19 protein-coding genes and 4 pseudogenes are annotated in these 23,252 nt (G+C 69.5%); 21 read left to right on the top strand and 2 right to left on the bottom strand.

The window, feature by feature from the left end; genetic code table 11:
* Window positions 1-6 precede the first annotated feature (6 nt).
* The 3 genes from STRIP9103_RS41620 to STRIP9103_RS41610 are packed head-to-tail and all read left to right on the top strand — an operon-like array spanning window position 7 to window position 3,672.
* Window positions 7-1,386 carry an NtaA/DmoA family FMN-dependent monooxygenase gene (locus tag STRIP9103_RS41620; protein ID WP_009339080.1) on the top strand — a complete coding sequence of 460 codons (1,380 nt, stop codon included), beginning with the start codon at window positions 7-9 and terminating at the stop codon, window positions 1,384-1,386.
* Window positions 1,383-2,474, top strand: a complete 1,092-nt coding sequence (locus STRIP9103_RS41615; protein WP_009339122.1) for an LLM class flavin-dependent oxidoreductase — start codon at window positions 1,383-1,385, stop codon at window positions 2,472-2,474. The genes STRIP9103_RS41620 and STRIP9103_RS41615 overlap by 4 nt, the downstream gene beginning before the upstream one ends.
* Window positions 2,467-3,672 carry an LLM class flavin-dependent oxidoreductase gene (locus STRIP9103_RS41610; protein WP_009339084.1) on the top strand — a complete coding sequence of 402 codons (1,206 nt, stop codon included), beginning with the start codon at window positions 2,467-2,469 and terminating at the stop codon, window positions 3,670-3,672. Before STRIP9103_RS41615 ends, STRIP9103_RS41610 begins: the two co-directional genes overlap by 8 nt.
* Before the next feature lie 74 nt (window positions 3,673-3,746).
* Here the strand turns inward: STRIP9103_RS41610 and STRIP9103_RS47910 are convergent.
* Window positions 3,747-3,864 (bottom strand): annotated as a pseudogene (locus tag STRIP9103_RS47910) (LysR family transcriptional regulator); the annotation flags it as partial.
* A gap of 138 nt (window positions 3,865-4,002) precedes the next feature.
* On the opposite strand from STRIP9103_RS47910, the gene STRIP9103_RS53685 reads away from it, so the two are divergent.
* The 13 genes and pseudogenes from STRIP9103_RS53685 to STRIP9103_RS47905 form a co-directional block, all read left to right on the top strand.
* Window positions 4,003-4,083 (top strand): putative leader peptide, encoded by an 81-nt coding sequence (locus STRIP9103_RS53685; RefSeq protein WP_351225063.1) that lies wholly within the window; start codon window positions 4,003-4,005, stop codon window positions 4,081-4,083.
* A gap of 161 nt (window positions 4,084-4,244) precedes the next feature.
* Window positions 4,245-4,370 (top strand): annotated as a pseudogene (locus STRIP9103_RS52545) (dimethylsulfone monooxygenase SfnG); the annotation flags it as partial.
* A gap of 40 nt (window positions 4,371-4,410) precedes the next feature.
* Window positions 4,411-4,968 (top strand): NADPH-dependent FMN reductase, encoded by a 558-nt coding sequence (ssuE, locus tag STRIP9103_RS41600; protein WP_009339110.1) that lies wholly within the window; start codon window positions 4,411-4,413, stop codon window positions 4,966-4,968.
* Window positions 4,965-6,161, top strand: a complete 1,197-nt coding sequence (locus STRIP9103_RS41595; RefSeq protein ID WP_048821998.1) for an SfnB family sulfur acquisition oxidoreductase — start codon at window positions 4,965-4,967, stop codon at window positions 6,159-6,161. The genes ssuE and STRIP9103_RS41595 overlap by 4 nt, the downstream gene beginning before the upstream one ends.
* Window positions 6,162-6,245: 84 nt before the next feature.
* Window positions 6,246-7,403, top strand: a complete 1,158-nt coding sequence (locus tag STRIP9103_RS41590) for an LLM class flavin-dependent oxidoreductase (RefSeq protein ID WP_009339066.1) — start codon at window positions 6,246-6,248, stop codon at window positions 7,401-7,403.
* Complete coding sequence (locus STRIP9103_RS41585; protein ID WP_009339106.1) at window positions 7,400-8,584, top strand: SfnB family sulfur acquisition oxidoreductase; 1,185 nt, start codon at window positions 7,400-7,402, stop codon at window positions 8,582-8,584. The genes STRIP9103_RS41590 and STRIP9103_RS41585 overlap by 4 nt, the downstream gene beginning before the upstream one ends.
* Before the next feature lie 20 nt (window positions 8,585-8,604).
* On the top strand, window positions 8,605-9,780 hold the full coding sequence (locus tag STRIP9103_RS41580) for an acyl-CoA dehydrogenase family protein (RefSeq protein WP_009339104.1): 1,176 nt from the start codon (window positions 8,605-8,607) through the stop codon (window positions 9,778-9,780).
* 23 nt (window positions 9,781-9,803) lie between these two features.
* Entirely contained in the window at window positions 9,804-11,171 is a 1,368-nt protein-coding gene (locus STRIP9103_RS41575) for an ABC transporter substrate-binding protein (RefSeq protein WP_009339091.1), read from the top strand.
* Window positions 11,168-12,058 carry a carbohydrate ABC transporter permease gene (locus tag STRIP9103_RS41570; RefSeq protein WP_048821995.1) on the top strand — a complete coding sequence of 297 codons (891 nt, stop codon included), beginning with the start codon at window positions 11,168-11,170 and terminating at the stop codon, window positions 12,056-12,058. The genes STRIP9103_RS41575 and STRIP9103_RS41570 overlap by 4 nt, the downstream gene beginning before the upstream one ends.
* Window positions 12,055-12,945 (top strand): carbohydrate ABC transporter permease, encoded by an 891-nt coding sequence (locus STRIP9103_RS41565; protein WP_009339077.1) that lies wholly within the window; start codon window positions 12,055-12,057, stop codon window positions 12,943-12,945. Before STRIP9103_RS41570 ends, STRIP9103_RS41565 begins: the two co-directional genes overlap by 4 nt.
* Complete coding sequence (locus STRIP9103_RS41560; protein ID WP_009339076.1) at window positions 12,942-14,450, top strand: LLM class flavin-dependent oxidoreductase; 1,509 nt, start codon at window positions 12,942-12,944, stop codon at window positions 14,448-14,450. The genes STRIP9103_RS41565 and STRIP9103_RS41560 overlap by 4 nt, the downstream gene beginning before the upstream one ends.
* 125 nt (window positions 14,451-14,575) lie before the next feature.
* Window positions 14,576-15,583: an acyl-CoA dehydrogenase family protein gene (locus STRIP9103_RS41555; RefSeq protein WP_009339085.1), complete on the top strand. Its 1,008-nt coding sequence runs from the start codon at window positions 14,576-14,578 to the stop codon at window positions 15,581-15,583.
* A gap of 435 nt (window positions 15,584-16,018) precedes the next feature.
* Window positions 16,019-16,340 (top strand): annotated as a pseudogene (locus tag STRIP9103_RS47905) (hypothetical protein); the annotation flags it as partial.
* A 235-nt stretch (window positions 16,341-16,575) separates the two neighbouring features.
* On the opposite strand, the pseudogene STRIP9103_RS47900 reads toward STRIP9103_RS47905, so the two are convergent.
* Window positions 16,576-16,889, bottom strand: a pseudogene (locus STRIP9103_RS47900) (5-methyltetrahydropteroyltriglutamate--homocysteine S-methyltransferase); the annotation flags it as partial.
* A 528-nt stretch (window positions 16,890-17,417) separates the two neighbouring features.
* On the opposite strand from STRIP9103_RS47900, the gene STRIP9103_RS50415 reads away from it, so the two are divergent.
* The 5 genes from STRIP9103_RS50415 to STRIP9103_RS52945 all read left to right on the top strand — a co-directional run.
* On the top strand, window positions 17,418-17,981 hold the full coding sequence (locus STRIP9103_RS50415; protein WP_009339120.1) for a hypothetical protein: 564 nt from the start codon (window positions 17,418-17,420) through the stop codon (window positions 17,979-17,981).
* Window positions 17,978-18,574 (top strand): SLATT domain-containing protein, encoded by a 597-nt coding sequence (locus STRIP9103_RS41545; RefSeq protein ID WP_009339130.1) that lies wholly within the window; start codon window positions 17,978-17,980, stop codon window positions 18,572-18,574. The genes STRIP9103_RS50415 and STRIP9103_RS41545 overlap by 4 nt, the downstream gene beginning before the upstream one ends.
* Entirely contained in the window at window positions 18,571-19,890 is a 1,320-nt protein-coding gene (locus STRIP9103_RS41540; protein WP_009339114.1) for a nucleotide-binding domain-containing protein, read from the top strand. Before STRIP9103_RS41545 ends, STRIP9103_RS41540 begins: the two co-directional genes overlap by 4 nt.
* A gap of 295 nt (window positions 19,891-20,185) precedes the next feature.
* Window positions 20,186-21,160 carry a hypothetical protein gene (locus STRIP9103_RS41535; protein ID WP_009339093.1) on the top strand — a complete coding sequence of 325 codons (975 nt, stop codon included), beginning with the start codon at window positions 20,186-20,188 and terminating at the stop codon, window positions 21,158-21,160.
* Window positions 21,161-21,618: 458 nt separating this feature from the next.
* Window positions 21,619-23,252, top strand: a 1,634-nt coding sequence (locus STRIP9103_RS52945; protein ID WP_009339082.1) for an exonuclease domain-containing protein, incomplete at its 3' end; no start/stop codon positions are given.

The following is a 23,252-nucleotide window of genomic DNA, read 5'->3' as shown; positions in this document are numbered from 1 at the left end:
ACCGACATGACCAGCAAGCCGCTGAAGCAGATCCATCTGGCCGCGCACTTCCCGGGCGTCAACAACACCACCGTATGGAGCGACCCGAAGGCCGGCAGCCACATCGAGTTCAGCTCCTTCGCGCACTTCGCGCAGACCGCCGAACGCGCCAAGTTCGACTTCCTCTTCCTCGCCGAGGGACTGCGCCTGCGTGAACAGGGCGGGAAGATCTACGACCTGGACGTCGTCGGCCGCCCCGACACCTTCACCGTCCTCGCCGCCCTCGCCGCCGTCACCGACCACCTCGGCCTGACCGGCACCATCAACTCCACCTTCAACGAGCCCTACGAGGTGGCCCGCCAGTTCGCCAGCCTCGACCACCTCTCCGGCGGCCGATCCGCCTGGAACGTCGTCACCTCCTGGGACGCCTTCACCGGCGAGAACTTCCGCCGCGGCGGCTTTCTGCCCCAGGAGGAGCGCTACTCCCGTGCCAAGGAGTTCCTCGCCACGGCGAACGAGCTCTTCGACTCCTGGCACGGCGACGAGATCGTCGCCGACCAGGCGACCGGCACCTTCCTGCGCGACGCGAAGGCCGGCTCCTTCGTCCACACCGGACAGCACTTCGACATCCACGGGCAGTTCAACGTCCCTCGTTCCCCGCAGGGCCGCCCCGTCATCTTCCAGGCGGGTGACTCGGAGGAGGGCCGCGAGTTCGCCGCCTCCTCCGCCGACGCCATCTTCAGCCGCCACGCCACCCTCAAGGACGGCCAGGCGTTCTACACGGACGTCAAGAACCGCCTCGCCAAGTACGGCCGCCGGCACGACCAGTTGCTGATCCTGCCCGCCGCGACCTTCGTCCTCGCCGACACCGACGCCGAGGCCGAGGAACTGGCCAAGGAGGTGCGCCGCCTGCAGGTCAGCGGCGCCACCGCCATCAAGCACCTGGAGTTCGTCTGGAACCGGGACCTGTCCTCCTACGACCCGGAAGGGCCGCTGCCCGACATCGACCCGGACGTCAGCGACCACCACATCGCCAAGGGCCGTGCCCAGGTGCGCATGTACCGCGACCCGCTGGCCACCGCCCGCGAGTGGCGCGAGCTCGCCGCCGCCAACAACTGGTCCATCCGTGACCTGGTCATCAACACCGGCAACCGCCAGACCTTCGTCGGCTCCCCGGCGACCATCGCGAAAACCATCAACGACTTCGTCCAGGCCGACGCCGGCGACGGCTTCATCCTCGTCCCGCACATCACCCCCACCGGCCTCGACGACTTCGCCGACAAGGTCGTCCCGCTGCTCCAGGAACAGGGCGTCTTCCGCACCGACTACGAGGGCCCGACCCTCCGCCACCACCTCGGCCTCGCCCTCCCGGACGACCTGCGGGGCGATCAGCGGGCGGCGTCGTGAGATTCCTCGCCATCACCCTGATCGTGCACCGCCCGGACCCCGTCACCGGGGTGCAGAAGTCGACCCACGAACGCTTCCGCGAAGTACTCGACAACGCCTTGCTGGCCGAGGAGTTGGGTTTCGACGGCTTCGGGGTGGGGGAGCGGCACGAGCGGCCGTTCATCTCCTCTTCCCCGACCGTGGTACTGAGCCATGTGGACGCGCTGACGAAGCGGATCCGCCTGTTCACGGCCGTCACGACGCTCAGCCTGCTGGACCCGGTCCGGGCATACGAGGACTACGCCACCCTCGACCACCTCTCCGAGGGCCGACTGGACCTGATCATCGGCAAGGGCAACGGCGCCGCCCAGCGCGACCTGTTCCACGTCACGCCCGAGGACCAGTGGGACCGCAACGCCGAGAGCTACGAGGTCTTCCGGAAGATCTGGCGCCAGGACAAGGTCACCACCGACACCCGCTTCCGTCCCCCGCTGACCGACGCCGAGGTGTGGCCACGGCCGTACCAGCGGCCGATCCGGGTCTGGCACGGCAGCGCCACCAGCAAGGAGTCGGTCGACCTGGCCGCCCGCTACGGCGACCCGCTGTTCTCGGCGAATGTCACCAACCCGATCGAACCGTACGCCGAGTTGATCCGCTACTACCGTGAGCGCTGGGAGTACTACGGCCACGACCCGGCACGGATCGCGGTCGGCGTCGGCACGGCCGGCATATACGTCGCCCGGACCTCCCAGCAGGCCCTTGCCACCTATCGGCCGATCTTCGAGGCCAACCGAGCCTTCTTCAAGCAGGCGGGCCTCCCCGTGGTCTTCGAGACCCTGGACGACTTCGTCGAACGCGGCTCCGCTCTGATCGGCAGCCCGCAACAGGTCATCGACAAGGTCCACCGCTACCACGAGCAGTTCGGGCACACCGTGCTCCACCTGCATGTCGACGCGAGCGGGCTGACGGAGTCCCAGCACCGTGCCTCCCACGAGCTGTTCCAGTCCAAGGCCGCCCCCGTGCTGCGCCGCGAGATCCCGGACCCACCGTTCGTATGGGGACCCGTGCTTCCGGCGCCACCGCTCACCCAGGAGTCCGCCCATGTCTGACATCCCCCTCGGCATCCTCGACCTGGTCCCGATCCCGTCCGGCTCGACGGCAGCCGATGCGCTGCGCAACTCCATCGACCTCGCACAGCAGGCCGAGCGCTTCGGATATGCCCGCTACTGGTTCGCCGAGCACCACCTCAATCCCGGCGTGGCCGGTACGTCACCCGCCGTCGTCCTGGCGCTGACCGCATCCGCCACCACCACCATCCGGCTCGGCTCCGGGGCCGTGCAGCTCGGGCACCGCACGGCGCTGTCCACGGTCGAGGAGTTCGGCCTGCTCGACGCCCTTCACCCCGGCCGCCTCGACCTGGGCCTGGGCCGCTTGGGTGGCCGCCCACCGGGGGAGAAGACGACCGTGCCGACGGCCACCCCGGTCGTCGACGGCCGCACCCCGAACGGCCTGCTGATCCCGCCCCGCTTCTCCTTCGAGCACCTGCTCGGCTCACCCCGCATCGCCCTGCAGCGCAAGCTGCTCCTGCTCCCGGGCGCCGAGTCGCAGGACTACGCCGAGCAGATCGACGACATCCTCGCCCTGCTGGCCGGCACCTACCGCTCCCCGGAGGGCATCGAGGCACACGTCGTGCCGGGCGAGGGCGCCGACGTCGAGGTGTGGATCCTGGGCAGCAGCGGCGGTCAGAGTGCCGAGGCGGCGGGGGCGCGCGGTCTGCGTTTCGCCGCGAACTACCACGTCAGCCCCGCCACGGTCCTGGAAGCGGTGGAGGGCTACCGCTCCTTCTTCCAGCCCTCCGAGTTCCTCGACAAGCCGTACGTCAGCGTCTCCGCCGACGTCGTCGTCGCCGAGGACGACGCGACCGCCCGCGAACTCGCCACCGGCTACGGCCTGTGGGTCCGCAGCATCCGCACCGCAGAAGGCGCCATCGAGTTCCCGACACCCGAGGAGGCGCGCACCCACGCGTGGAGCGACGCGGACCAGGCCCTCGTCCAGGACCGCCTCGACACCCAGTTCGTCGGCTCACCGGCCCGGGTGGCCGACCAGCTGGAACAACTCCAGGAGGCCACCGGCGCGGACGAGTTGCTCATCACGACGATCACCCACGACCACACGGACCGGGTCCGTTCGTACGAACTGCTCGCGGAGGAATGGCGCCGCCGGGGTCACTCCTTCGAGGCCGCGCGCCGCGCAGCGGCCACGTCTCGGTCAGCGCGGTTCGAGGCCACGGAGGAGCACAGCCAGTGACTGCGGCGGGCTCTGCCGCGCGGTGTCGACGACGACGCGTTCGCGGTCCCACGGCTCGTACTCCCGGTCGACGACCTGATTGCGTACGGTCTCGCTGAGCGCGGGCTGGGACAGGTGCAGTTCCTCGGCGGCGCGCCGCAGCGAGCCGAGCGGTGTGACGGCAGCGATGTATTCGAGCTGTTCGACACGCACGAACAGGAGACTGTGCCCTCTTGGGGACCGTGTTCAAGGGAATCCCTGTCACAACCTCGTGAATTCCGACTCTCACCATGTGGAATCACATCCGGGCATTCTTGACCGGCCGGACTCCCTCCTGGTTCGATCAGTGGCATGAAGCGACAGGACCTCACGCGGCGACGCCATGTCGACCTTGCGCGTGTCTCCAGCGCCTTCTGTCGCTGTCGGGTCTGAGCGCAACCGAGGGAAACCCTCCCACCCGCTCCCTGTGTGACTTGCTTCCGTGAATTCCGGTCACGCCTCATGTCCGTCGTGACGACGGCTTTCCCGGAAACGCCGATCCAGCGCGGCTGAATTCCGCGGAGTTCGTTCTTTCTGCCCGCGCAGCCTTCTCCCTCCTCGGTTTCCCGCACTACCTGGAGGAGGTCGATTACTTCGGCAATCGGGTGCTGCCCCTGGTGCGCGAACCGGAGGCGCAGGAAGCCGAGTCCGAGTCCTGGCCCGTCACCGTCGACGCCTGACCGCCACCGCACACGAAACCACGAACCGGAAGGTCCTCGCATGGCCACGATCCTGTCCGTCTCCGGAAGTCCCTCCGCCACCTCACGCACCGCCCGGCTGCTGCGCCACCTGGACAAGCGGCTCATCGCGCAGGGTCACGAGGTGATCCCGTTGGACGTGCGTACGCTCCCCGCCGAGGCGCTGCTCGGGGCCGACTTCGGTCACCGGGCGATCGTCCGCGCCACCGCCCTGTTCGAGCAGGCGGACGGGGTGGTGATCGGTACCCCCGTCTACAAGGCCGCCTACTCCGGGCTGCTGAAGTCACTGCTCGACCTGCTCCCGCAGTACGCACTCGCGGGCAAGACCGTCCTCCCGCTGGCCACCGGCGGCACCACCGCCCACGTCCTGGCCATCGACTACGCCCTGCGCCCGGTCCTCGCCTCCATGGGCCCCGCCCACATCACGCCGGGCTGGTTCACGCTCGACAAGGACATCACGGTGGGCGAGGACGGCACCCTGACCGTCGCGCCGGGCTCGGCCGAGGCTCTGGCACAGGTCACGGACCAGTTCTCGGCCGCCCTGGGCGGCCGTACGACGCTGCTGGCGGCCACCGGATGAGCGCCGTGACCGTGATCGCGGACGACGCCGAGGCCCTTGCCGTGGCCGCAGAGCTGGCCGCGGACTTCCGCAAGGGCGCCGCCGAGCGGGACGCACGGCGCCGGCTCCCGCACGCGGAGCTGGAGCGGCTGTCCGCCTCCGGGCTGCTCGCCGTGACCGTGCCCGCCGAGTTCGGCGGGGCGGACGTCCGTGCGGAGACGCTTGCCGAGATCTTCCGGCTGCTGGCCGCCGTCGACGCCAGCCTCGCCCAGATCCCGCAGAGCCACTTCGTGTACGTCAACGTGCTGCGCAGGCAGGGTACGCACGAGCAGCAGGAGTTCTTCCTGGGAGAGGTGCTGCGGGGAAAGCGGTTCGGCAACGCCCAGTCCGAGGCGGGCACCCAGCACGTCCAGGACATCCGCACCCGGCTCACGCGGCTCCCGGACGGGTCGTACGCCCTCGACGGCGTCAAGCACTACTCCACCGGAGCGCTGTTCGCCCACTGGATCCCCGTCCTCGCCCGCACCGAGGACGACACCCTGCACGTGGCGTACGTGCCGCGCGACGCGCCCGGCCTCACGGTCGTCGACGACTGGGACGGCATGGGACAGCGCACCACCGCCAGCGGAACCGTCCGCCTGGAGTCGGTGCCCGTCCCCGCCGACCGGGTGGTGCCGCACCACCTCACCTTCCGGGGACCGCAACTCCACGGCGCAGTGGCTCAGTTGCTGCACGCGGCCATCGACGCCGGGATCGCCGCCGGGGCGCTGGCCGATGCGGTGGAGTTCGTCCGTACGAAGAGCCGCCCCTGGTTCGAGAGTGTCGACGAGGGACACGAGACCGCGGCTGAGGATCCGCTGCTGATCCAGCGGTTCGGCGAACTGGCGATCCGGGTACGGGCCGCCGAAGCATTGCTTCGCGAGGCCGCCCGCGCGGTCGACGACGCCCGCGCCGATCTGACCGACGACTCGGCCGCCGAGGCCTCGATCGCGGTGGCCGCGGCCAAGGTGACGGCGGCGGAGGCCGCCGTGGAGGTCGGCAGCGCCCTCTTCGAGGTCGCCGGCACCCGCTCCGCGCTCGACTCCCTGGGCCTGCACCGCCACTGGCGCGACGCGCGCACCCACACCCTGCACGACCCGGCCCGCTGGAAGGTCCAGCACATCGGCCGTTACGTGCTGAGCGGCATCAAGCCGCCCCGGCACGGCCTCCTCTGACGAACAACCCTGATCACACCCCCTGACCGCACCCCACCCCACCCCTGACGCACCCCTGATCGCACTCCTGATCGGAGACCCCACGTGTCCCTCACCTTCCACTGGTTCCTGCCCACCAACGGCGACAGCCGCCACGTCGTCGGCGGCGGACACGGCACGCCGGCCACCGCCTCCGGACGGGACCGGCCGCCCACGGTCGCCTACCTGAGCCAGATCGCCCGCGCCGCCGAGGATCTCGGCTTCGTCGGCGCGCTCACGCCGACCGGTGCCTGGTGCGAGGACGCCTGGCTGACCACCGCGATGGTCAGCCAGAACACCGAACGCCTGAAGTTCCTCGTCGCTTTCCGGCCCGGCTTCGTCTCGCCCACGCTCGCCGCGCAGATGGCGTCCACTTTCCAGCGGCAGAGTGGCGGGCGGCTGCTGCTGAACGTCGTCACGGGCGGCGAGAGCCACGAGCAGCGGGCCTACGGCGACTTCCTGGACAAGGACGACCGCTACCGCCGTACCGGTGAATTCCTGGAGATCGTACGGGGATTGTGGGAGGGCAAGACCGTCGCCCTGGCCGGTGAGCACCTCCGGGTCGAGGACGCCACGCTGGCCCGCCTGCCGGACCCCGTCCCCGAGGTGTACTTCGGCGGCTCCTCACCCATCGCAGGCGAGGTCGCGGCCCGGCACGTCGACGTCTACCTCACCTGGGGCGAGCCGCCCGCCAAGGTCGCCGAGAAGATCGCCTGGATCCGGGGGCTGGCCGCCAAGGAAGGCCGCACTCTCCGCTTCGGCATCCGGCTGCACGTCATCACCCGCGACACCTCCGAGCAGGCGTGGGCCGAGGCGAACCGGCTCCTCGACGGTTTCGACCCCGACACCGTGGCGTCCGTCCAGGCGGGGCTCGCCCGCAGCGAGTCCGAGGGCCAGCAGCGCATGCTCGCCCTGCACGGCGGCAGCCGGGACGCCCTGGAGATCCACCCCAACCTCTGGGCCGGCATCGGCCTGGTCCGCGGGGGCGCGGGCACCGCCCTGGTCGGCAGCCACGACGAGGTCGCCGAGCGCATCAAGGAGTACCACGCCCTCGGCATCGACGAGTTCGTCCTCTCCGGCTACCCGCACCTGGAAGAGGCCTACTGGTTCGGCGAGGGCGTGCTGCCGAAGCTTCAGGCACAGGGGCTTTGGCGGCACCCGTACGGGCATCCGGCGGCCCCCGCAGCCCAGGTCCCCTTCGCCGGTGCCGGGAGCGCGCGATGACCCATGTGATCGCCGACGACGCCGAGGCGGTCGCCGTCGCCGCCGAGCTGGCAGCCAAGTTCGCCCGTGAGGCCGCCCTGCGCGACGCCGAACGCATCCTGCCGCACGCGGAACTCGACGCACTGTCGGACTCCGGGCTGCTCGGCATCACCGTGCCCCGCTCCCACGGAGGAGCCGAGGTCAGCGCCCGCACCCTGGGCGAGGTCGTCCGGTTGCTGTCGGCGGCCGACTCCAGCATCGGCCAGATCCCGCAGAACCACTTCTTCTTCGTGGAAGTGCTGAAGGAGAACGGGACGGCGGAGCAACGCGACTTCTTCTACGCCGAGTTGCTGGCCGGACGCAGGTTCGGCAACGCCCTGGCGGAGAAGGGCACCCGGCACGCGCTGGAGTTCGCCACCCGCCTTCAGCCCCGGCCCGACGGCTCGTACACCCTCACCGGCACCAAGAACTACTCCACCGGCGCCCTGTTCGCCCACTGGATCCCGGTCTTCGCGCTCGCCCCGGACGACACCCTCACCGCCGCCTTCATCCCCCACGACGCCCCCGGTGTCACCGTCGTCGACGACTGGGACGGCATCGGGCAGCGTGGCACCGCCAGCGGCACCGTGCGGCTGAAGGACGTGCACGTGCCTGCCGACCGGGTCGTGCCCCATCACCTCACCTTCGAACGACCCGAAGTCTTCGGCGCCTTCGGCCAGTTCATCCACGCGGCCGTCGACACCGGCATCGCCCGCGCGGCGCTGGAGGAGGGCGGCGAGCTGATCCGGACCCTTGCCCGGCCGTGGGGCGAGTCGGGCGTCGACCGGGCGAGCGAGGAGCCGCTGGTGATCCAGCAGTTCGGCGAACTGGCCCTGCTCGTGCGCGCCGCCGAAGCCCTCCTCGACCGGGCGGGCACCGCCATCGACGCCGCTCGCCGCGCCCCTGCCGACGAAGAACTCGCAGCCGAGGCCTCCCTCGCCGTCACCGCCGCCCGCGCCCAGGCCGACACGGCCTCACTGACCGTGGCGAACGATGTCTTCGCCCTCATCGGCACCCGGTCCGTGACCGGCGGCCGTGGCCTGGACCGCCATTGGCGCAACGCCCGCACCCACACTCTGCACGACCCGCGCCGCTGGAAGATCCAGCACCTCGGCAACCACGCCCTGAACGGCGTCCACCCACCCGCCAACGGAATCGTCTGAGGACAGAGGACCGAACGACCATGACCACCACCGACTGGGTCGGTATCGCCCGCGCCGTCGCCGCCGATCTCGCTCAGGACGCCGCCGAACGCGACAAGGCCAACAAGCCGCCCTTCGAGGAGGCCGAGCGGCTGCGCGCGGCCGGCCTGCTCACCCTCCTCGTCCCCGCCGAGTACGGCGGCGGGGGAGCGGACTGGCGCACCGCCTACGCCGTCATCCGTGAGATCGCCGCCGGGGACGGCTCCATCGGCCAACTCCTCGGCTACCACTACCTGTTGTCCTGGAACCCGCGCTTCTTCGGCGAGCCCGCCACCATCGAGCGCCTGGAGCGGGCCGCCGCCGAGGGCCAGTGGCTGTGGGGCGGCGCGTTCAACCCGCGCGACCCGGACGTCACCCTGACCCCCGACGGCGACGGCTTCCGACTCGACGGGCGCAAGAGCTTCGCCACCGGCGCCCGGGTGGCCGACCGTCTCGTCGCCGGCGCCACACGGACCGACACCGGCGAACCCGTCGTCGTGTTCCTCGACCCCGCCCACCCCGGAGTCGTACGCGACGACGACTGGGACAACTTCGGGCAGCGGCTGTCGGCAAGCGGCAGCGTGGAGTTCCACGCGGTACCCGTGGCGGCGGACGACATCATCGGCTCCCTGGCCCAGGACGAGGGCGCCCTGTCCCCGTTCGCCACCCTCGTCACCCCCGCGATCCAACTGGTCTTCGTCCACTTCTACCTGGGCATCGCCGAGGGCGCCCTCGCCGCGGCAGCCGACTACACCCGCACCACCACCCGCCCCTGGCTGCTGTCGGGCGTCGACTCCGCCACCCAGGACCCGTACACGCTGGCCACTTACGGTGAACTCGCCGTCTCCGCACGCTCGGTGCGCCTCCTCGCGGACCACGCGGCCGAAGCGGTCCAGCGCGGCCTAGACCGCGGACCGGACCTCACCGACGACGAGCGTGGCGAGATCGCCGTCGTCGTCGCCACCGCCAAGGTCGCCGCGACCAAGGCCGCTCTCGACATCACCGCCCGAATTCTGGAGGTCACCGGAGCCCGGTCCACCGCCTCCGCGTACGGCTTCGACCGGTTCTGGCGCAACGTCCGCACCCACACCCTGCACGACCCGGTCGCCTACAAGCTCCGCGAGGTCGGCGACTACTACCTCAACGGCACGCACCCGCCGTTCACCCTGTACACGTAAGCACAAACCAGGAGAACCACCCCATGCCCGCGTCCCGGCGCTCGCCGCTGTCCCAGCTTTCCCGCAGAACGCTCCTGCGTGCCACCGCAAGCGCCGCCGCCCTCACCGCGGCCGGCCCGCTCCTCACCGCCTGCGGCGGCTCCGACTCCGCAGCGCTCGACCCGACCGCCAAGCCCGACCTGGACGGCGTCACCCTCAAGATCCTCGCCAACCAGCCCAACGCCCTGTCCTTCCAGTACCTGAGCAAGCCCTTCGAGGAAGCCACCGGCGCCAAGCTGAAGGTGACTCCCGTGCCCTACGACAAGCTCACGGCCAAGGCCGTGCTCGACGTGCAGTCCGGGGCGGGCCAGTTCGACGTCTTCATGTACTGGTACGCGGCCGTCGGCACCCTCGCCGAGGGCGGCGTCATCGAGGACCTGACCGCGTACATCAAGGCGCACAAGGACATCGAGGAGAGCGACTTCCTGCCGTCCCTGTACGACACCTACACCCAGTACGACGGCAAGCGCTGGGGACTGCCCTACGACGGCGACACCCACATCCTCTTCTACAACACCGAGATCTTCGAACGGCACAAGGTCGAGGCGCCCAGGACCTGGGACGAGTACAACGACATCGCCGCGAAGATCACCAAGGACGCCAAGGGCACGTACTACGGCACCATCATCGAGGCCCAGCAGGTCCCGGTCATCCTCGGCTGCGACTTCGCCAACCGCCTCGCGGGATACGGAGGTTCGTTCCTCGACGAGTCGGGCGCACCGACGCTCGACACCCCGGAGGCGATCGCCGCCGCCCAGGTACTGTTCGACGCCGCCCCGTACGCCCTGCCCACCCCGCTGCAGATCGGCTTCGACCAGGCGCTGCCCGCCTTCCTCGACGGCAAGGGCGCCATGCTCGACTTCTGGACAGACTTCGCCAAGCGCGCCCAGGACCCCAAGCAGTCCAAGGTCGTCGACAAGTGGGCCGTCACCACGCTCCCGGTCGGCGGCGACAACACCAAGCCGCGCACCTCGCTGGACGCGGGCTTCGGCCTCGCGGTGTCCACGGCGTCGAAGCAGAAGGAGGCAGCCGCCGCCTTCATCAAGTGGGCCACCGCCGCACAGCAGAACCTCCTCGTGCTCGCCCAGCCCGACGCCGGCGCCGACCCGATCCGCACCAGCACCCTCAACTCGACGGCGTTCCGCAAGAACTCGCCCGACTCCTACGAGGTCGTCCGCACCGGCCTCGCGGGCGACCCCCTGCCCTGGCCGACCGTGCCGAAGGCCCCGGACCTGCTCCAGACCCTCGTGGACGAACTCGCGCTCGGCCTGCAGGGCAAGCAGAGCGCGAAGACCGCCCTGCAGAACGCGCAGCGGGCCTGGGCCAAGGAGCTCAAGGGAACGAAGGGATGAGCGATACCGCCCGGGTGAAGTCCGCCGTACGGGTCCCCGGCGCGCTCGCCGCGCCGTCCGGGGTCTTCCTCGCGGTCTTCGCCGCCTACCCGCTCGTCTACGTCATCGGCCTGGCCTTCACCGACTCCACGCTCGCCCGTCCGCTGCAACGCTGGACCGGGTTCGACAACTTCCGCACGGCGCTCGAGAGCCAGTCGTTCACCGGCTCGCTGTGGCGCTCGGTGCTCTTCGCGGTGCTCGCCGCCGCGGTCCAGTTGGTGCTGGGTACCGCACTCGCACTCCTGCTGCGCGCCCGGGCCCGGCGCCCCGGCCTGCTGGGGACCCTCCTGCTGCTGCCTCTGGTCACCCCGCCCGTCATGGTCGGCGTGGCGTGGAAGCTGCTGCTCGCCCCGGTCGGCGGCGCGCTCAACGGCGCGCTGCATGCGGGGGGCCTGCCCGGAGTGAACCCCCTCGGCAGCAGCACGGGAGCATTCGCGACCCTGGTCGTGATCGACAGCTGGCAGTGGACGCCGTTCGTGATGCTGCTCGTGTACGCCGCCCTGCTCGGCGTCCCGGACGACCTGCGCGAGGCCGCCGCCCTCGACGGCGCCGGCCGCTGGCGCACGATCCGGTCCATCGTCCTGCCGTACGTCGAACCCACCCTGCTGTCCGTCCTGCTGCTGAAGCTCGTCATCGGCTTCAAGGTGTTCGACATCGTCTACGTCGTCACTGCGGGCGGTCCCGGCTTCTCCACGACCACCAGCACCTACGACATCCAGCGCACCGCGCTGCAGGAGTTCGACGTCGGCGGCGCAGCCGCCGCCACCGTGCTGTTCTCGCTGCTCATCGGCCTGGTCACGAGCGTCGTCGCGGTGCGCCGGAAGCGGCATGAGGAGGTGGCCGTATGACCACGGCCCAGCTCGAAGCGACCAGGGAGGCACAGCAGGCACCGCCACCCGCCCGCAAGCCCTCCAACCGCCCCGTCACCCGCCGCCGTAGGACCGGACTCACCGCACTGCTCGCGCTGATCGCTCTCCTCATGGCCGTCCCGGTGCTGTACGTCGCCTCCCTGTCCGTGCGCTCCCGCGACGACGTCCTCAACGGCGGGCTGTTGCCCTCCCGCCTCTTCTGGCAGAACTGGCCCGACGCGTTCCGAGCCGTCGACCTCGGCCACTACATCGCCAACTCCTGGACGGTCGCGGCCGGTTCCGTCGTCCTCACGCTGCTGATCGCCGTTCCGGGCGCGTACTTCACCGCGCGCGCCGGACGCCGCGGGGCGAGGCTGGCGACCCTCGTGCTGTCCAGCTACTGCGCGCCACCCGTCGTAGCAGTCCTCCCGCTCTTCTACCTCCTGCGCAACCTGGAGCTGAACAACACCGTCGCCGGGCTCGCCCTCGTGGACGGGCTTGCCAACGTGCCGGTCGCGATCTGGCTCCTCGACGGCTTCGTACGCAAGGTGCCCAAGGAGATCGAGGAGGCGGCCTGGCTCGACGGGCTCGGCGCCTGGGCGGGCCTGCGCCGCGTGGTGCTGCCGCTGATCTCGCCCGGTGTCGCTGCCGCCGCGCTGATCTGCTTCTTCCTCAGCTACAACGAGTTCCTCTTCGCACTCAGCTTCGCCCAGGACAGCAGCGCGCAGACCCTGCCGGTGCTGCTCTCGCTCTTCCAGGGCGACAAGAACGTCGAGTTCGGCCAGCAGGCAGTCGTGTCCCTCATCGGCATCGCGCCCGTCTATGTGCTGGCCGTGGCCGCCCAGCGCCGGCTCGTCGCCGGCCTGTCCTCCGGAGCCCTCAAGTGACCCGCGCCCACCAGCGTCGTATCCATCTGAACGCCTTCGACATGGCCTGCGTCGGCCACCAGTCGCCCGGCCTGTGGCGCCACCCCGACGACCAGGCACACCGCTACACCGACCTCGCCTACTGGACCGACCTGGCGCGGCTGCTGGACCGCGGTGGCTTCGACTCCCTCTTCATCGCCGACGTGCTCGGCGTGTACGACGTCTACCAGGGCTCGCGTGACGCCGCCGTCCGGCAGGGCGCGCAGATCCCGCTGTCCGACCCGCTGCCCGCCGTCTCGGCGATGGCCGCGGTGACCGAACGCCTCGGCTTCGGCATCACGGTGTCCCTCACCTACGAGCAGCCGTACAAGCTCGCCCGCACCCTCACCACCCTCGACCACCTCACCAAGGGCCGGATCGCCTGGAACGTCGTCACCTCCTACCTGGAGAGCGCCGCCCGCAACCTGGGCCTCGGCGAACAGGTCGCGCACGACGACCGCTACGAGGTCGCGGAGGAGTTCCTGGAGGTCTGCTACAAGCTCTGGGAGTACTCCTGGGACGACGACGCGGTCGTGCGCGACCGGGAGCGGGGCATCTACACGGACCCCACCCGCATCCGCGACATCGCCCACAAGGGCCGCCACTTCACCGTTCCGGGCGTGTTCCTCTCCGAGCCGTCCCCGCAGCGCACTCCGGTCATTTTCCAGGCCGGCGCCTCCCCGCGCGGCCGGGCCTTCGCCGCCCGGCACGGCGAGGGCGTCTTCATCAACGCCGTCAACCCGCAGGCCACCCGTCGCGTCGTCGACGACATCCGCGCGAGGGCCGCCGCGGAGGGCCGCGACCCGTACAGCGTCAAGATCTTCATCCTGCTCACAGCCATCACCGCCCCCACCGACGAGGAGGCCCGCGCCAAGTACGACGACCTCATCTCGTACGCCTCCTACGAGGGCGCCCTGGCCCTCTACGGCGGCTGGAGCGGACTCGACCTGTCCGAACTCGCCCCGGACCAGCCGCTGGAGTACGTCGACACCGACGCCGTGCGCTCGGCCCTCGCGATCTTCTCCACCGCCGATCCGACCCGCCGCTGGACCCCCGACCAGGTCGCCCGCTACCTGGGCATCGGCGGCATCGGCCCCGTGGTGGTGGGCTCCCCGGCGACGGTCGCCGACGAACTGGAGCGCTGGGTCGAGGAAGCCGACGTCGACGGCTTCAACCTCGCCTACGCCACCACCCCGGGCACCTTCGCCGACTTCGTCGACCTCGTCGTCCCGGAACTGCGCAGCCGCGGCAGGCTCCCGGCCCCGTCCGGCGGCGCCACGCTCCGCGAGCGCCTCCACGGCCCGGTCGGCAGCCCCCGGGTCCGGGACGACCATCCGGCAGCCCGCCATCGCGAACTAGCCATCCGAGAGCGCGAATCAGCCGGAGCGCAGATGAAGCCGACGCGTCACCGCGCACCGCTGCAGCACTCCCACGCCGCCTCGCCGGGCACCGTGTCGTCCTCGGTCCCCTGGAGGAAGACGCCATGACCACAGCACTGAGCTGTAGCGACAGCCGCAGTCCCATGAAGCGGGTACGGGCATGACGGTCACGGCGGACGAGGTGACCGACGCGGGAGGCCGGGCAGGTCGACTGGCTGCACATAGCCCGTGAGTTGGCGGACGACCTGGCCACGGACGCGGTCGAGCGCGAACAGGTCGGCAAGGCACCGCTCGAGGAGGTCGCACGGCTGCGTGAGTCGGGGCTGCTGACACTGTTGGCACCGGCCGAGCACGGAGGAGGGGGCGCGACCTGGCGTACGGCCTACACGGCTGTCCGTACCGTCGCCGCGGCCGACGGGGCCATCGGCCACCTGCTGGGCAACCACTACTTCCTGTCCTTCAGCGCCCGGTTCTTCGCCGGCCCCACCCGTGCCGCCCGCATCGAGCGGGATGCGACAGCGGGGCGCTGGTGCCGGGGAGGCGGTATCGCCTCACACGAACCACCGCTCATCCTGACCCTCATGTCGGGCGGCTATCTGCTGAACGGCTGCCAGAGGTATGCCACCGGGGCCGGGATCGCCGACCGGCTGGTGGTCCGGGCCGCCAAGTACGGCACCGGTGAGCCGCTGGCCGTCCTCGTCGACCCCGCCTGCCCGGGCGTCGTGAGCGGGCAGCGGCAGGGACACCTTCGGCCAGCGGCTGGCGACCGGTGGCGGCGTCGAGTTCGACTCCGTGCCGGTCGCGGCGACGATGTGCTCGGCTCCCTTTCGCCGGACGAGGGCGTCCTGCCACCCTTCTCCTCTCTGGCCGCGCCGACCGCGCGTCTGGTCTCCGTCCAGTTCTGTCTCGGCGTGGCAGACGGCCTGCCGGCCGAGGTTCGCGAGTACGGAAGGGGCATGAGGTCCCCCTGGCAGCCCTTGTCGCCTCAGCCCTGGCCGGACAGCCCGCCGCAAGATCCGTACGCGCTGACCGCGTACGCCGCCTCGCCGTCCTCGCGAGCGTGGCCGAGCCTGCCGCCTCCCGGGCCGCGCAGGAGATCACCACCCGGCCGAGTGCGCGCGAAGAGCAGGGCAGAGCATCCAGGTTCTCTTCCGCTACTACGCCAAGTTCCTCGCCGAAGCACGTCACCACGCGAATCGTCTCATCGAGGATTCCATGCGGTGGTGGGACGAGCACGATGATGCGGCAACGGGTGCCTTAGCCCGGGCTCGGCCCGGAAATGCCCCGGAACAGCTGGTCAGAGGTGGGATACCGGTGGGAGGAACGGGGAGTAAGGCCGAATTTCGGCTCGTGGTCCAGATGCACCCGGAGATGGGCGCCTGACGGGCATTTGCCCTGGTCAGGCGCCCATTTTCTGCGTCTAGAAGAAGCCAAGCTTCTTCGGCGAATACGACACCAGAAGGTTCTTGGTCTGCTGGTGGTACAGGATTTGTGTGCTGTTGACCAGCAGAAACTGTGCTCTGCGGGCCGTCAGGCGATTTGCTGGCCCGGGGATGGTCCGGATCTTGGTCTGATCGCCGTCGGTAGCGAGGGACTACATGGGTGCGTGAGCTATCCCAGCAGGTGCGGGAGCCCCACATCGGGAGGTGGTCGGAAGGCAGATGGCGCCACGCCGGCTCGGCGCCGCCATGCTCCTCACCATCGTCCTGCTGATGGCCTTCGGCCTCGCCCAGGACACCCCCAAAGCAGACCGCGACCGGCACCGTCCCGGCCGGCGGCGGCAGGGTCACCTTCGAGATCGACAAAGACGATCCCCGGAACCCCACCGGCGAGCGCTTCGAGAAGGCCCTGAACGTCACGCTGAACTCGGTGGTGTTCCGCTCCTCCGGCCAGGACCTGACCACCGCCGGCACCTACATCGAGATGACCTCCCGCTTCACCGAACCCGTCCTGCTGGGCTTGGCCGTCCTCGCCGTCCGCAACCGCGGCAAACGCTGACTGCCCGGCTCCGGTCCGGCGGAGCACTGTGAACGGTTCGGTCGAACCGTTCACGTGCCCTACTTGCCTGCACCGTCGATCATGCCTTGAGTTGCGCAGAACCCTTTCGACCCCCAGATATCCACGGCAGATCGTCACGAACGGCACTCTGGCCCGGGACGCGTTGGCGCGTGCTATCCGCTGTGGTGGCTGCGTCCGTGTTCTACGCCGGCTGGGACCTGCTTGGTGCACGCGAGGCCTTGATGAGCTCCTCGTATCCGGCCGTGTTGATCTGGCTGGCCCGCAAGTTGGCGCGTGCGGTGCGCGGTTCGCCGGTCTGTGGGAAGGAGCCGATCGTGGTGGTTGGCAGCAGGGGCAGGCTGAGGTGGGTGCGTTGGGCGGCGGCCCGTTCGGTGTACGACGGTGAACGGCGGGCGTCCGTACCCGTGACGGCCGCCGCACGTGAGCGCACGGCCGGGTCATGAGTGATCGGGGAACCAGCGCGGGAGGCCAAGGACGGCTTGGTTGGCGGGTGACGATCTCGGCGGTCTTCTGCCTCGCGAACGCCAATGAGGCCCCCGCCGCAGTGTCGATCCCGAGGATCGTACCGATGAAGCCAGCGTCGTCTGTGAGGGCGAGTCGTCTCTGCGGGCCCTGGGGGGAGGCGGCTCAGGCCCGCAACCGAGTTGGAGCGACAGCGTCGACGCTGCGGCGGGAAGTGAGAGCTATTTCTGCCGCAGCGTCGCCATCGGACGGACCGTGGGCATTTAACGCTCCTCCGGACGACGCATGATCCGGTGCGACTCCTCGCGCTCGATCCGCTTGAACCTCCCCTACACGATGCACGACGACGACACAGGGTTCCGCAGCGTGGCGTCACCTGAGCAAATGAAGCCCTCCAAGAGGTGATCCAGAAGGACCGCTCGAATGCGCCGGTTCCCAAGTGGAGGGCGGTGGCCGACGCGTTCGTACGAGCGATGCGGATCCACGGAGTCCCGGCCGAGCTTCACGAACCAGCCCCCGGCGACCCGCTGGAAGACCAAGATCCACGCGCCGAAACTCTGAGCACACCACGGCGACTTATCCACGTTGATCGGCATGAGCACGTCCAGACGGGCCTACCACTATGTCGGGCCTCACCACGTGATCGCCGCCGTCCAGTCGGCGGACAGCGGTGCCGCGATCCGCACTGCTGCCGACTTCGCGGACTGGGCAACGACCCGGACCAGCGAGGAACTGGACGAGCCCTTCACCTTCGTCATCGGGGCGGACGGTGTCCTGCGGCTGGCCCCACGCCGCAGCGAACACGTCGCCTGCGCTAGCGGCGGGCGGGTGCTGAGAGTCGGCGAAATCAGCTTCTCCACCGAGGCTGGACGCTGGGCGGTGAACGAGGTCAGTAACCAGTCGACCGGCTATTGCCCGGATGTCGGCTCCTGGCTGGCCGTGGCACAGGCGCTGGATCAAGCCGACCTCGTGTCCATCGCTCTCCGCTACCTGCGCGAAAGCAGGAGAGGGCGGCAGGTCGGGCCGGTTCGAGCGCGGCCTGAACGGGAGGTATCTCAAGTCGGTCGGAGTGTCAGTGGTCGCCGTCATACTCAGAAGATGTGCAACCGACTTCCAGACGGATGTCCAGGAGTCCTCGACCGAGTAGGAACGAATTGACACCCGAGAGCGACGCGGTGCCTGACCGCGACCCGTACCTTCTGGCGCAGATGCGAGAGGCCTTCGGGCGCGTGGTCTACAGTCACAAGACACATGAGAAGCAGGCGGACATCTGCTTCACCAAGCACCGGTGGCAGCAGGGCGTCCTCATTGCTCTCACCGCGATCAGCTCGGGCACCTTCCTTGCCGCGGTGGTCGGCCTGCTCGGCAACGCAGTGCTGACGAGCCTCGCGACCTCTTCTATCGCGCTCCTGGTCAGCTGGATGAGCCTTGGGGCGAAGACCTTCAAGTTCGAGGAGGAGTCCGAGGCCCACCGCGGCATCGCCTCTCGGCTGTGGGACGTCTGGGAGTCCTATATCTCCCTCATCGCAGACCTGATGTCCGGCACCGTCTCCGCCGCGGAGGGCCGTGAGCGGCGGGACGAGCTGCAGCAGGCCGCGCGCGACGCGTACGCCGACGCGCCCAGGACGAGCAGCAGGGCGTTCGCGCGCGCCCAGGGCGGGCTGCAGAACAACGAGGAGATGACGTTCACCTCGCGCGAGATCGACCTCTTCCTCCCGGAGGCGCTCCGGCTCGGCGAAGGCGAGGCATGACGATGAAGACCTCAGAGATCTTCGAAACGCTGCTCCAGAACCTGAAGGTCGGGGAGACGGCCACGACGGTCGCCTCGCGGCGGGACGAGATCACGAAGGCGCTCAACAAGGACTTCCGCGACAAGGACGGCTGCACCGACTACAAGCTGATGGTCGGATCGTTCGGCCGGCACACCGCGATCAAGGGAGTGTCCGACCTCGACATGATCTTCATCCTCCCGCCTGGGATCCGGTCGAGCTACGAGGGGGACACCGGCCCGCGGAGGATTCTCGAGAAGGTCCGCGACGACCTCAAGGCGCGGTACAAGAACACGGAGATCCGCGTCGACCAGTGCGTCGTCCGAGTGCGGTTTACGTCCAACGCCTTCAAGTTCGAGGTCCAGCCGGCATTCGAGAACGCTGACGGCAGCTTCGACTACCCGGACACGAAGGCTGAGGGCTGGAAGGTCACCAAGCCGCGCGAGGAGATCGCCGCGACCAAGGAGTGCAACGACCGCACCTCGACGAACATGCGCCACCTCGCCCGGATGGCACGGGCATGGAAGAACGCGAACGGCGTAAACATGGGCGGCCTGCTCATCGACACCCTCGTCTACAACTTCTTCGACCAGACTGACGACTACGACGCAGCGGGCACAGGCTCGTTCGACCTTATGGCCCGCGACTTCTTCGAGTTCCTTAAAGATCAGCCAGAGCAGGAGCACTACCTGGCGCTGGGAAGCCGGCAGCGGGTCCACGTCAAGGCGCAGTTCCAGCCGAAGGCGAAGAAGGCGTACAACCGATGCCTCGAGGCGATCGCGGACGAAGGCAAGGCATCCGCCAACAAGAAGTGGCGCGAGGTCTTCGGCACGTCGGTGCCGCTTGCCAAGAGCGCGAGCGAGTCGTCCCGGTCGTTCAGGGACACCGAGGAGTTCATCGAGGACGAGTTCCCGGTCGACGTGTCCGAGAGCGTGTCCATCGACTGCGAGGTCACGCAGGCCGGGTGGCGTCCGGCCTGGCTCCGCGCGATGCGTCGCGGCGGGATCCTGCTCAAGGCCGACAAGAGCTTGAGGTTCGTGGTCACCAGCTGCTCGGTCGGGGAGCCCTACACGCTGAAGTGGAAGGTGCTCAATCGTGGTCCGGAAGCCGAGCGGCGGGACGAGATCCGCGGCCAGATCGTCGACTCGAGCAAGCGGGGAGTCCGCATCGAGCACTCGGACTTCAAGGGCGAGCACGTCGTCGAGTGCTACGTCGTCAAGGACGGGGTCGTCGTCGCTCGGGACCGGATCGACGTGCCGATCGGCAACACGAGCGTCAAGTCGGTGAACATCTTGTAGTGAACCGATCCTCGGAGTGCGACGAGGCCCCGACGAATCTGCCGGGGTCTCGTCGCATCAGACGCATCCGCCCGTAGGGTTGAAGCATGAGCAGTTCTCTCACTGCTATGTCCGAGTCCCTGGGCAACGCCGAGATGACCTTCGCGGGAGCGGTACGCTGCCCGACGCGCTTCTGAGCTGCGTTCCAAGGATCCCAGCAGGTCCGCGGAGCAGATACCGCGGAAGCGGAGTTCCGGCGGGTTCGAGACCTCGGTGGAGGCTGGTTCTCCGTCGGAGGCTTCCGGAGAATGGTGCGGTGGAACGGCGGATTGACTTCTGGCGAGAGCGGCAGATGCTCTGTGGGCGCTGCGATCATTGGTGGCGCGTCGATCTGGACTGGATCGATCGGTGGGAGCAGACAGAGGAGACCTGCCCCGGCTGCGGCATGACCTGCGAGCACGAGGAATCGCCTCGGGTGACGGTCGGCCCCGATGACCCGGCACTCGACGATGATAGGGTCGCGCAGTTCTCCTGGTACCACACGAGTACGCAGGCGGACTGGCCGACGCGGGACTTCGACCCGGCAGCCGTCTTGACTCCCGAGACCCGCAGGATGATGGGCGGAGAGCAGCGGGTTTCCGCGTGGGTCGCGCACCAGCGGGCGAAGGCCCTCCAGGTCGGCGGGTACGAGGCCGCTGTCCACAACATGCTGCGTCGGATCCGTGACCAGGCCGACCAGCGCAGCCAGTTCTATCTGTATCGGGTCCGTCTGAAGTCATCCGTCGTGGTGCGGGAGGGGTGGCTCGTCAACCCCGGCAACTTCGTCGGCGACGTCTTGCTCGACGAGGTCTGCCCGCCAGGCGTCGACGTCGTCCGCTACCTGAACTACCACGAGGATCCAGGAGGGCTCTCGCTCGCGCTCGGGAGGGACGCGATCGCCAGTGTTCAGCGGATCGCGGTTCCGCTCCCCGGCACCTGGGATGGCGGCTGGGGGCGCGATGCCGTTGCGGCTCTCGAGGACGTGAGCGGCACCGCCGTCCCGGCGACCGGCAAGCCGGCCCGCCGCATGCGGCCGCCTTCGGCACGAGCCGTCCTGGGCCGAGAGCTCGGTGCGTCCCTGGCCGGCAGACTGCCGGTCAACCTCCAGGACCAGTTCGCGTCGGCCGCGGCGTTCGTGGAAGGAGAGGATCCAGGACGTTGGGCGCGACGGACCCGCGGCCTGTTCGATCTAATCGACGATCCGACTCCCGTGCTGGCTGCGCTCGACCAGCAAGATCCCCAGGAGATCTGAGAACGGCCTGTCCGCTCCTGAGGGGCAGGAAGCCCTGAGGTCGCTGTCGGTCTTTGAGGTTGGCGCCCCAGATCAGCTCGGCAAGGATGTTCACCGGGCTGGCACGTTCCACGTACCCGAGGATGGTGTCCCGGCCTGCACGTACCTGCTTGGTCTCCACCGCGACAGCTTACGGAACAGCGAGTCTTCCGATGGGTATCCGGGTTCGTCGCGATCGCGGCGATGTGGATCACCCCAAGTGCATCGTGGCGACGGCCTCACGGTGGTGCCCAGGAGCCTGCTGAGCGCACCCCGCATCTGGGATAGGTCGCATCCGAACCAAGTGGGAAAGGTGGGCGAATCGCTGGTCGACCCGGGATAAATGTGATCGACTTAACTCTCGGTCAAGGCTAGGGGGACGCCGGGTGTCGGACGCGTTGATTCGCCGGTTGGCCGAGCTGCTGAGAGAGCAAGGTCCCATGGACTCGGACGCCCTGCTGCGCGTTGCCCGTGAGTTCTGGCCCGGGGTGAGTCGCCGACGTCTGGCTCAACTGGTCCGCGACGCCGAGAGCCTGGGGCTTGTGAGAACAAGTGACGGGGTGGTCGAGGCATGTGCGGTGGCCGACATCACGGACTCGGAAGAGGGCGACCGGCGCAGACCAGGCGCCTTACGAGCGGTGGTGCTGCATGTCGAGGCCGCGGTCCGGCCCAGTGCCCAGCATGCCGGTGGGGAACGGCGGATCTACCAGCTCGGCGCGGTGCGGCTGTCCGCCGATGCCGGATGGGTGGTCGAGGCGCCGGAGTTCGAGGCCTGGCTGCAGCTGCCGGATCCGGAATGGGAGGGGCTGATCCGCGGCGATCAGGCCCTGGCCCGGTATCGGGAGGAAGTCCGGGCCGCCGAGGAGGTGTTGGGCGCCTTTCGGGAGTGGCTCGGGGACGCCGACGCGCTGGTGGCGTACAACGGCACGGCCGCCGACTTCGGCTGGCTCGACGAGGAGTGCTCGCGGGCGGGGCTTCCCGCTGTCGACGGTGTGCTGCGGGTCGACGCATTGTACCTGGCACAGGCGGTGTGGCCGTGGCTGGACTCCTACCGGCTCGCTGATGTGGCCGCGTCCGGGGGAGTTCCGACGCAGGCCGCGCGGCTGCATGACGCCCTGGTGGATGCCCGGGTGACCGCCCTGGTCGTGGGGGCGGCGGTGGAGGAAGTGGCCGGCTGGTCGGAACCGTGGTGGCGGCTGGTGGCGTCCGTCGGGACGGGATCCGCCGCGTGGGAGCTGGTGGCGTCGCTGACGGACCGGAAGCCGGTCGGGGGCGTGGACGACGAGAGCGTCGCCGAGTTGCTGGCGGAGGCACTGCACGAGTGGGGCGAGCCGGTCCGCGCGCCGGACCGAGAGAGTCCGGGCCTGGCCGCTCTCACGCTTCCGGCTCAACTCCTGGGTCCTGGCGGTCGGGTGGACCCGCACCGGCTCGCTGTGGCCGTCGCTGCGGGCAGGGAGGTGGAGTGGCGGCCGGCGCAGCAGGAGATGGCACGGTGGCTCGGCGCACAGGTCGACACCGGGCGGGACGGGTTGTGTGAGGCCCCGACGGGGACGGGCAAGAGTCTCGCCGTGCTGGCGGCGGCTCTGGACTGGTTGGCGGCCGACCCTGGTCGACGGGTGGTGATCTCGACCTTCACCCGCCAGCTGCAAGGGCAGTTGGCGGGTGATGTGATGGCCCTGTCTCGGGTGACACCGGGGTTGGAGTCGCTCGCCGATGTGGTGAAGGGTCGGCGCAACCGCGTGTCGTTACGGGCCCTGGTGGCCGCGCTCGTGGACGCGGCCGAGGCGGCCGGCGGGCGTCGGGCGAGCCGCATTCGCTTCGTCGGCGACGTGATCTTCCGTGAAGTGCTGGTGTGGTTCGTACGTCGCTTGGCGACTGCGCGGGGACGGGCGCAGGTGTGGTCGGCGCGCAGTGTGGAAGTACAGGATCTGCCGACGTTCCTGGTGGAGTACGTGCAGGCCTTGTCCGGCGGGGTGCTGGCGCTGTGGCTGGCGAGTGTGAGCCAGGAGGCGGAGGACTACCGGCCTGGTTCGGGTTCGCCGCTCGCGCCGTGGACGGACTCGGTGGGCGAGGC

Origin of the sequence: Streptomyces ipomoeae 91-03, from assembly GCF_000317595.1 — a bacterium.
Lineage (GTDB): Bacteria > Actinomycetota > Actinomycetes > Streptomycetales > Streptomycetaceae > Streptomyces > Streptomyces ipomoeae.
The sequence above is the reverse complement of the archived record's forward strand: the minus strand, read 5'-3'. Positions and strand labels throughout refer to the sequence as shown.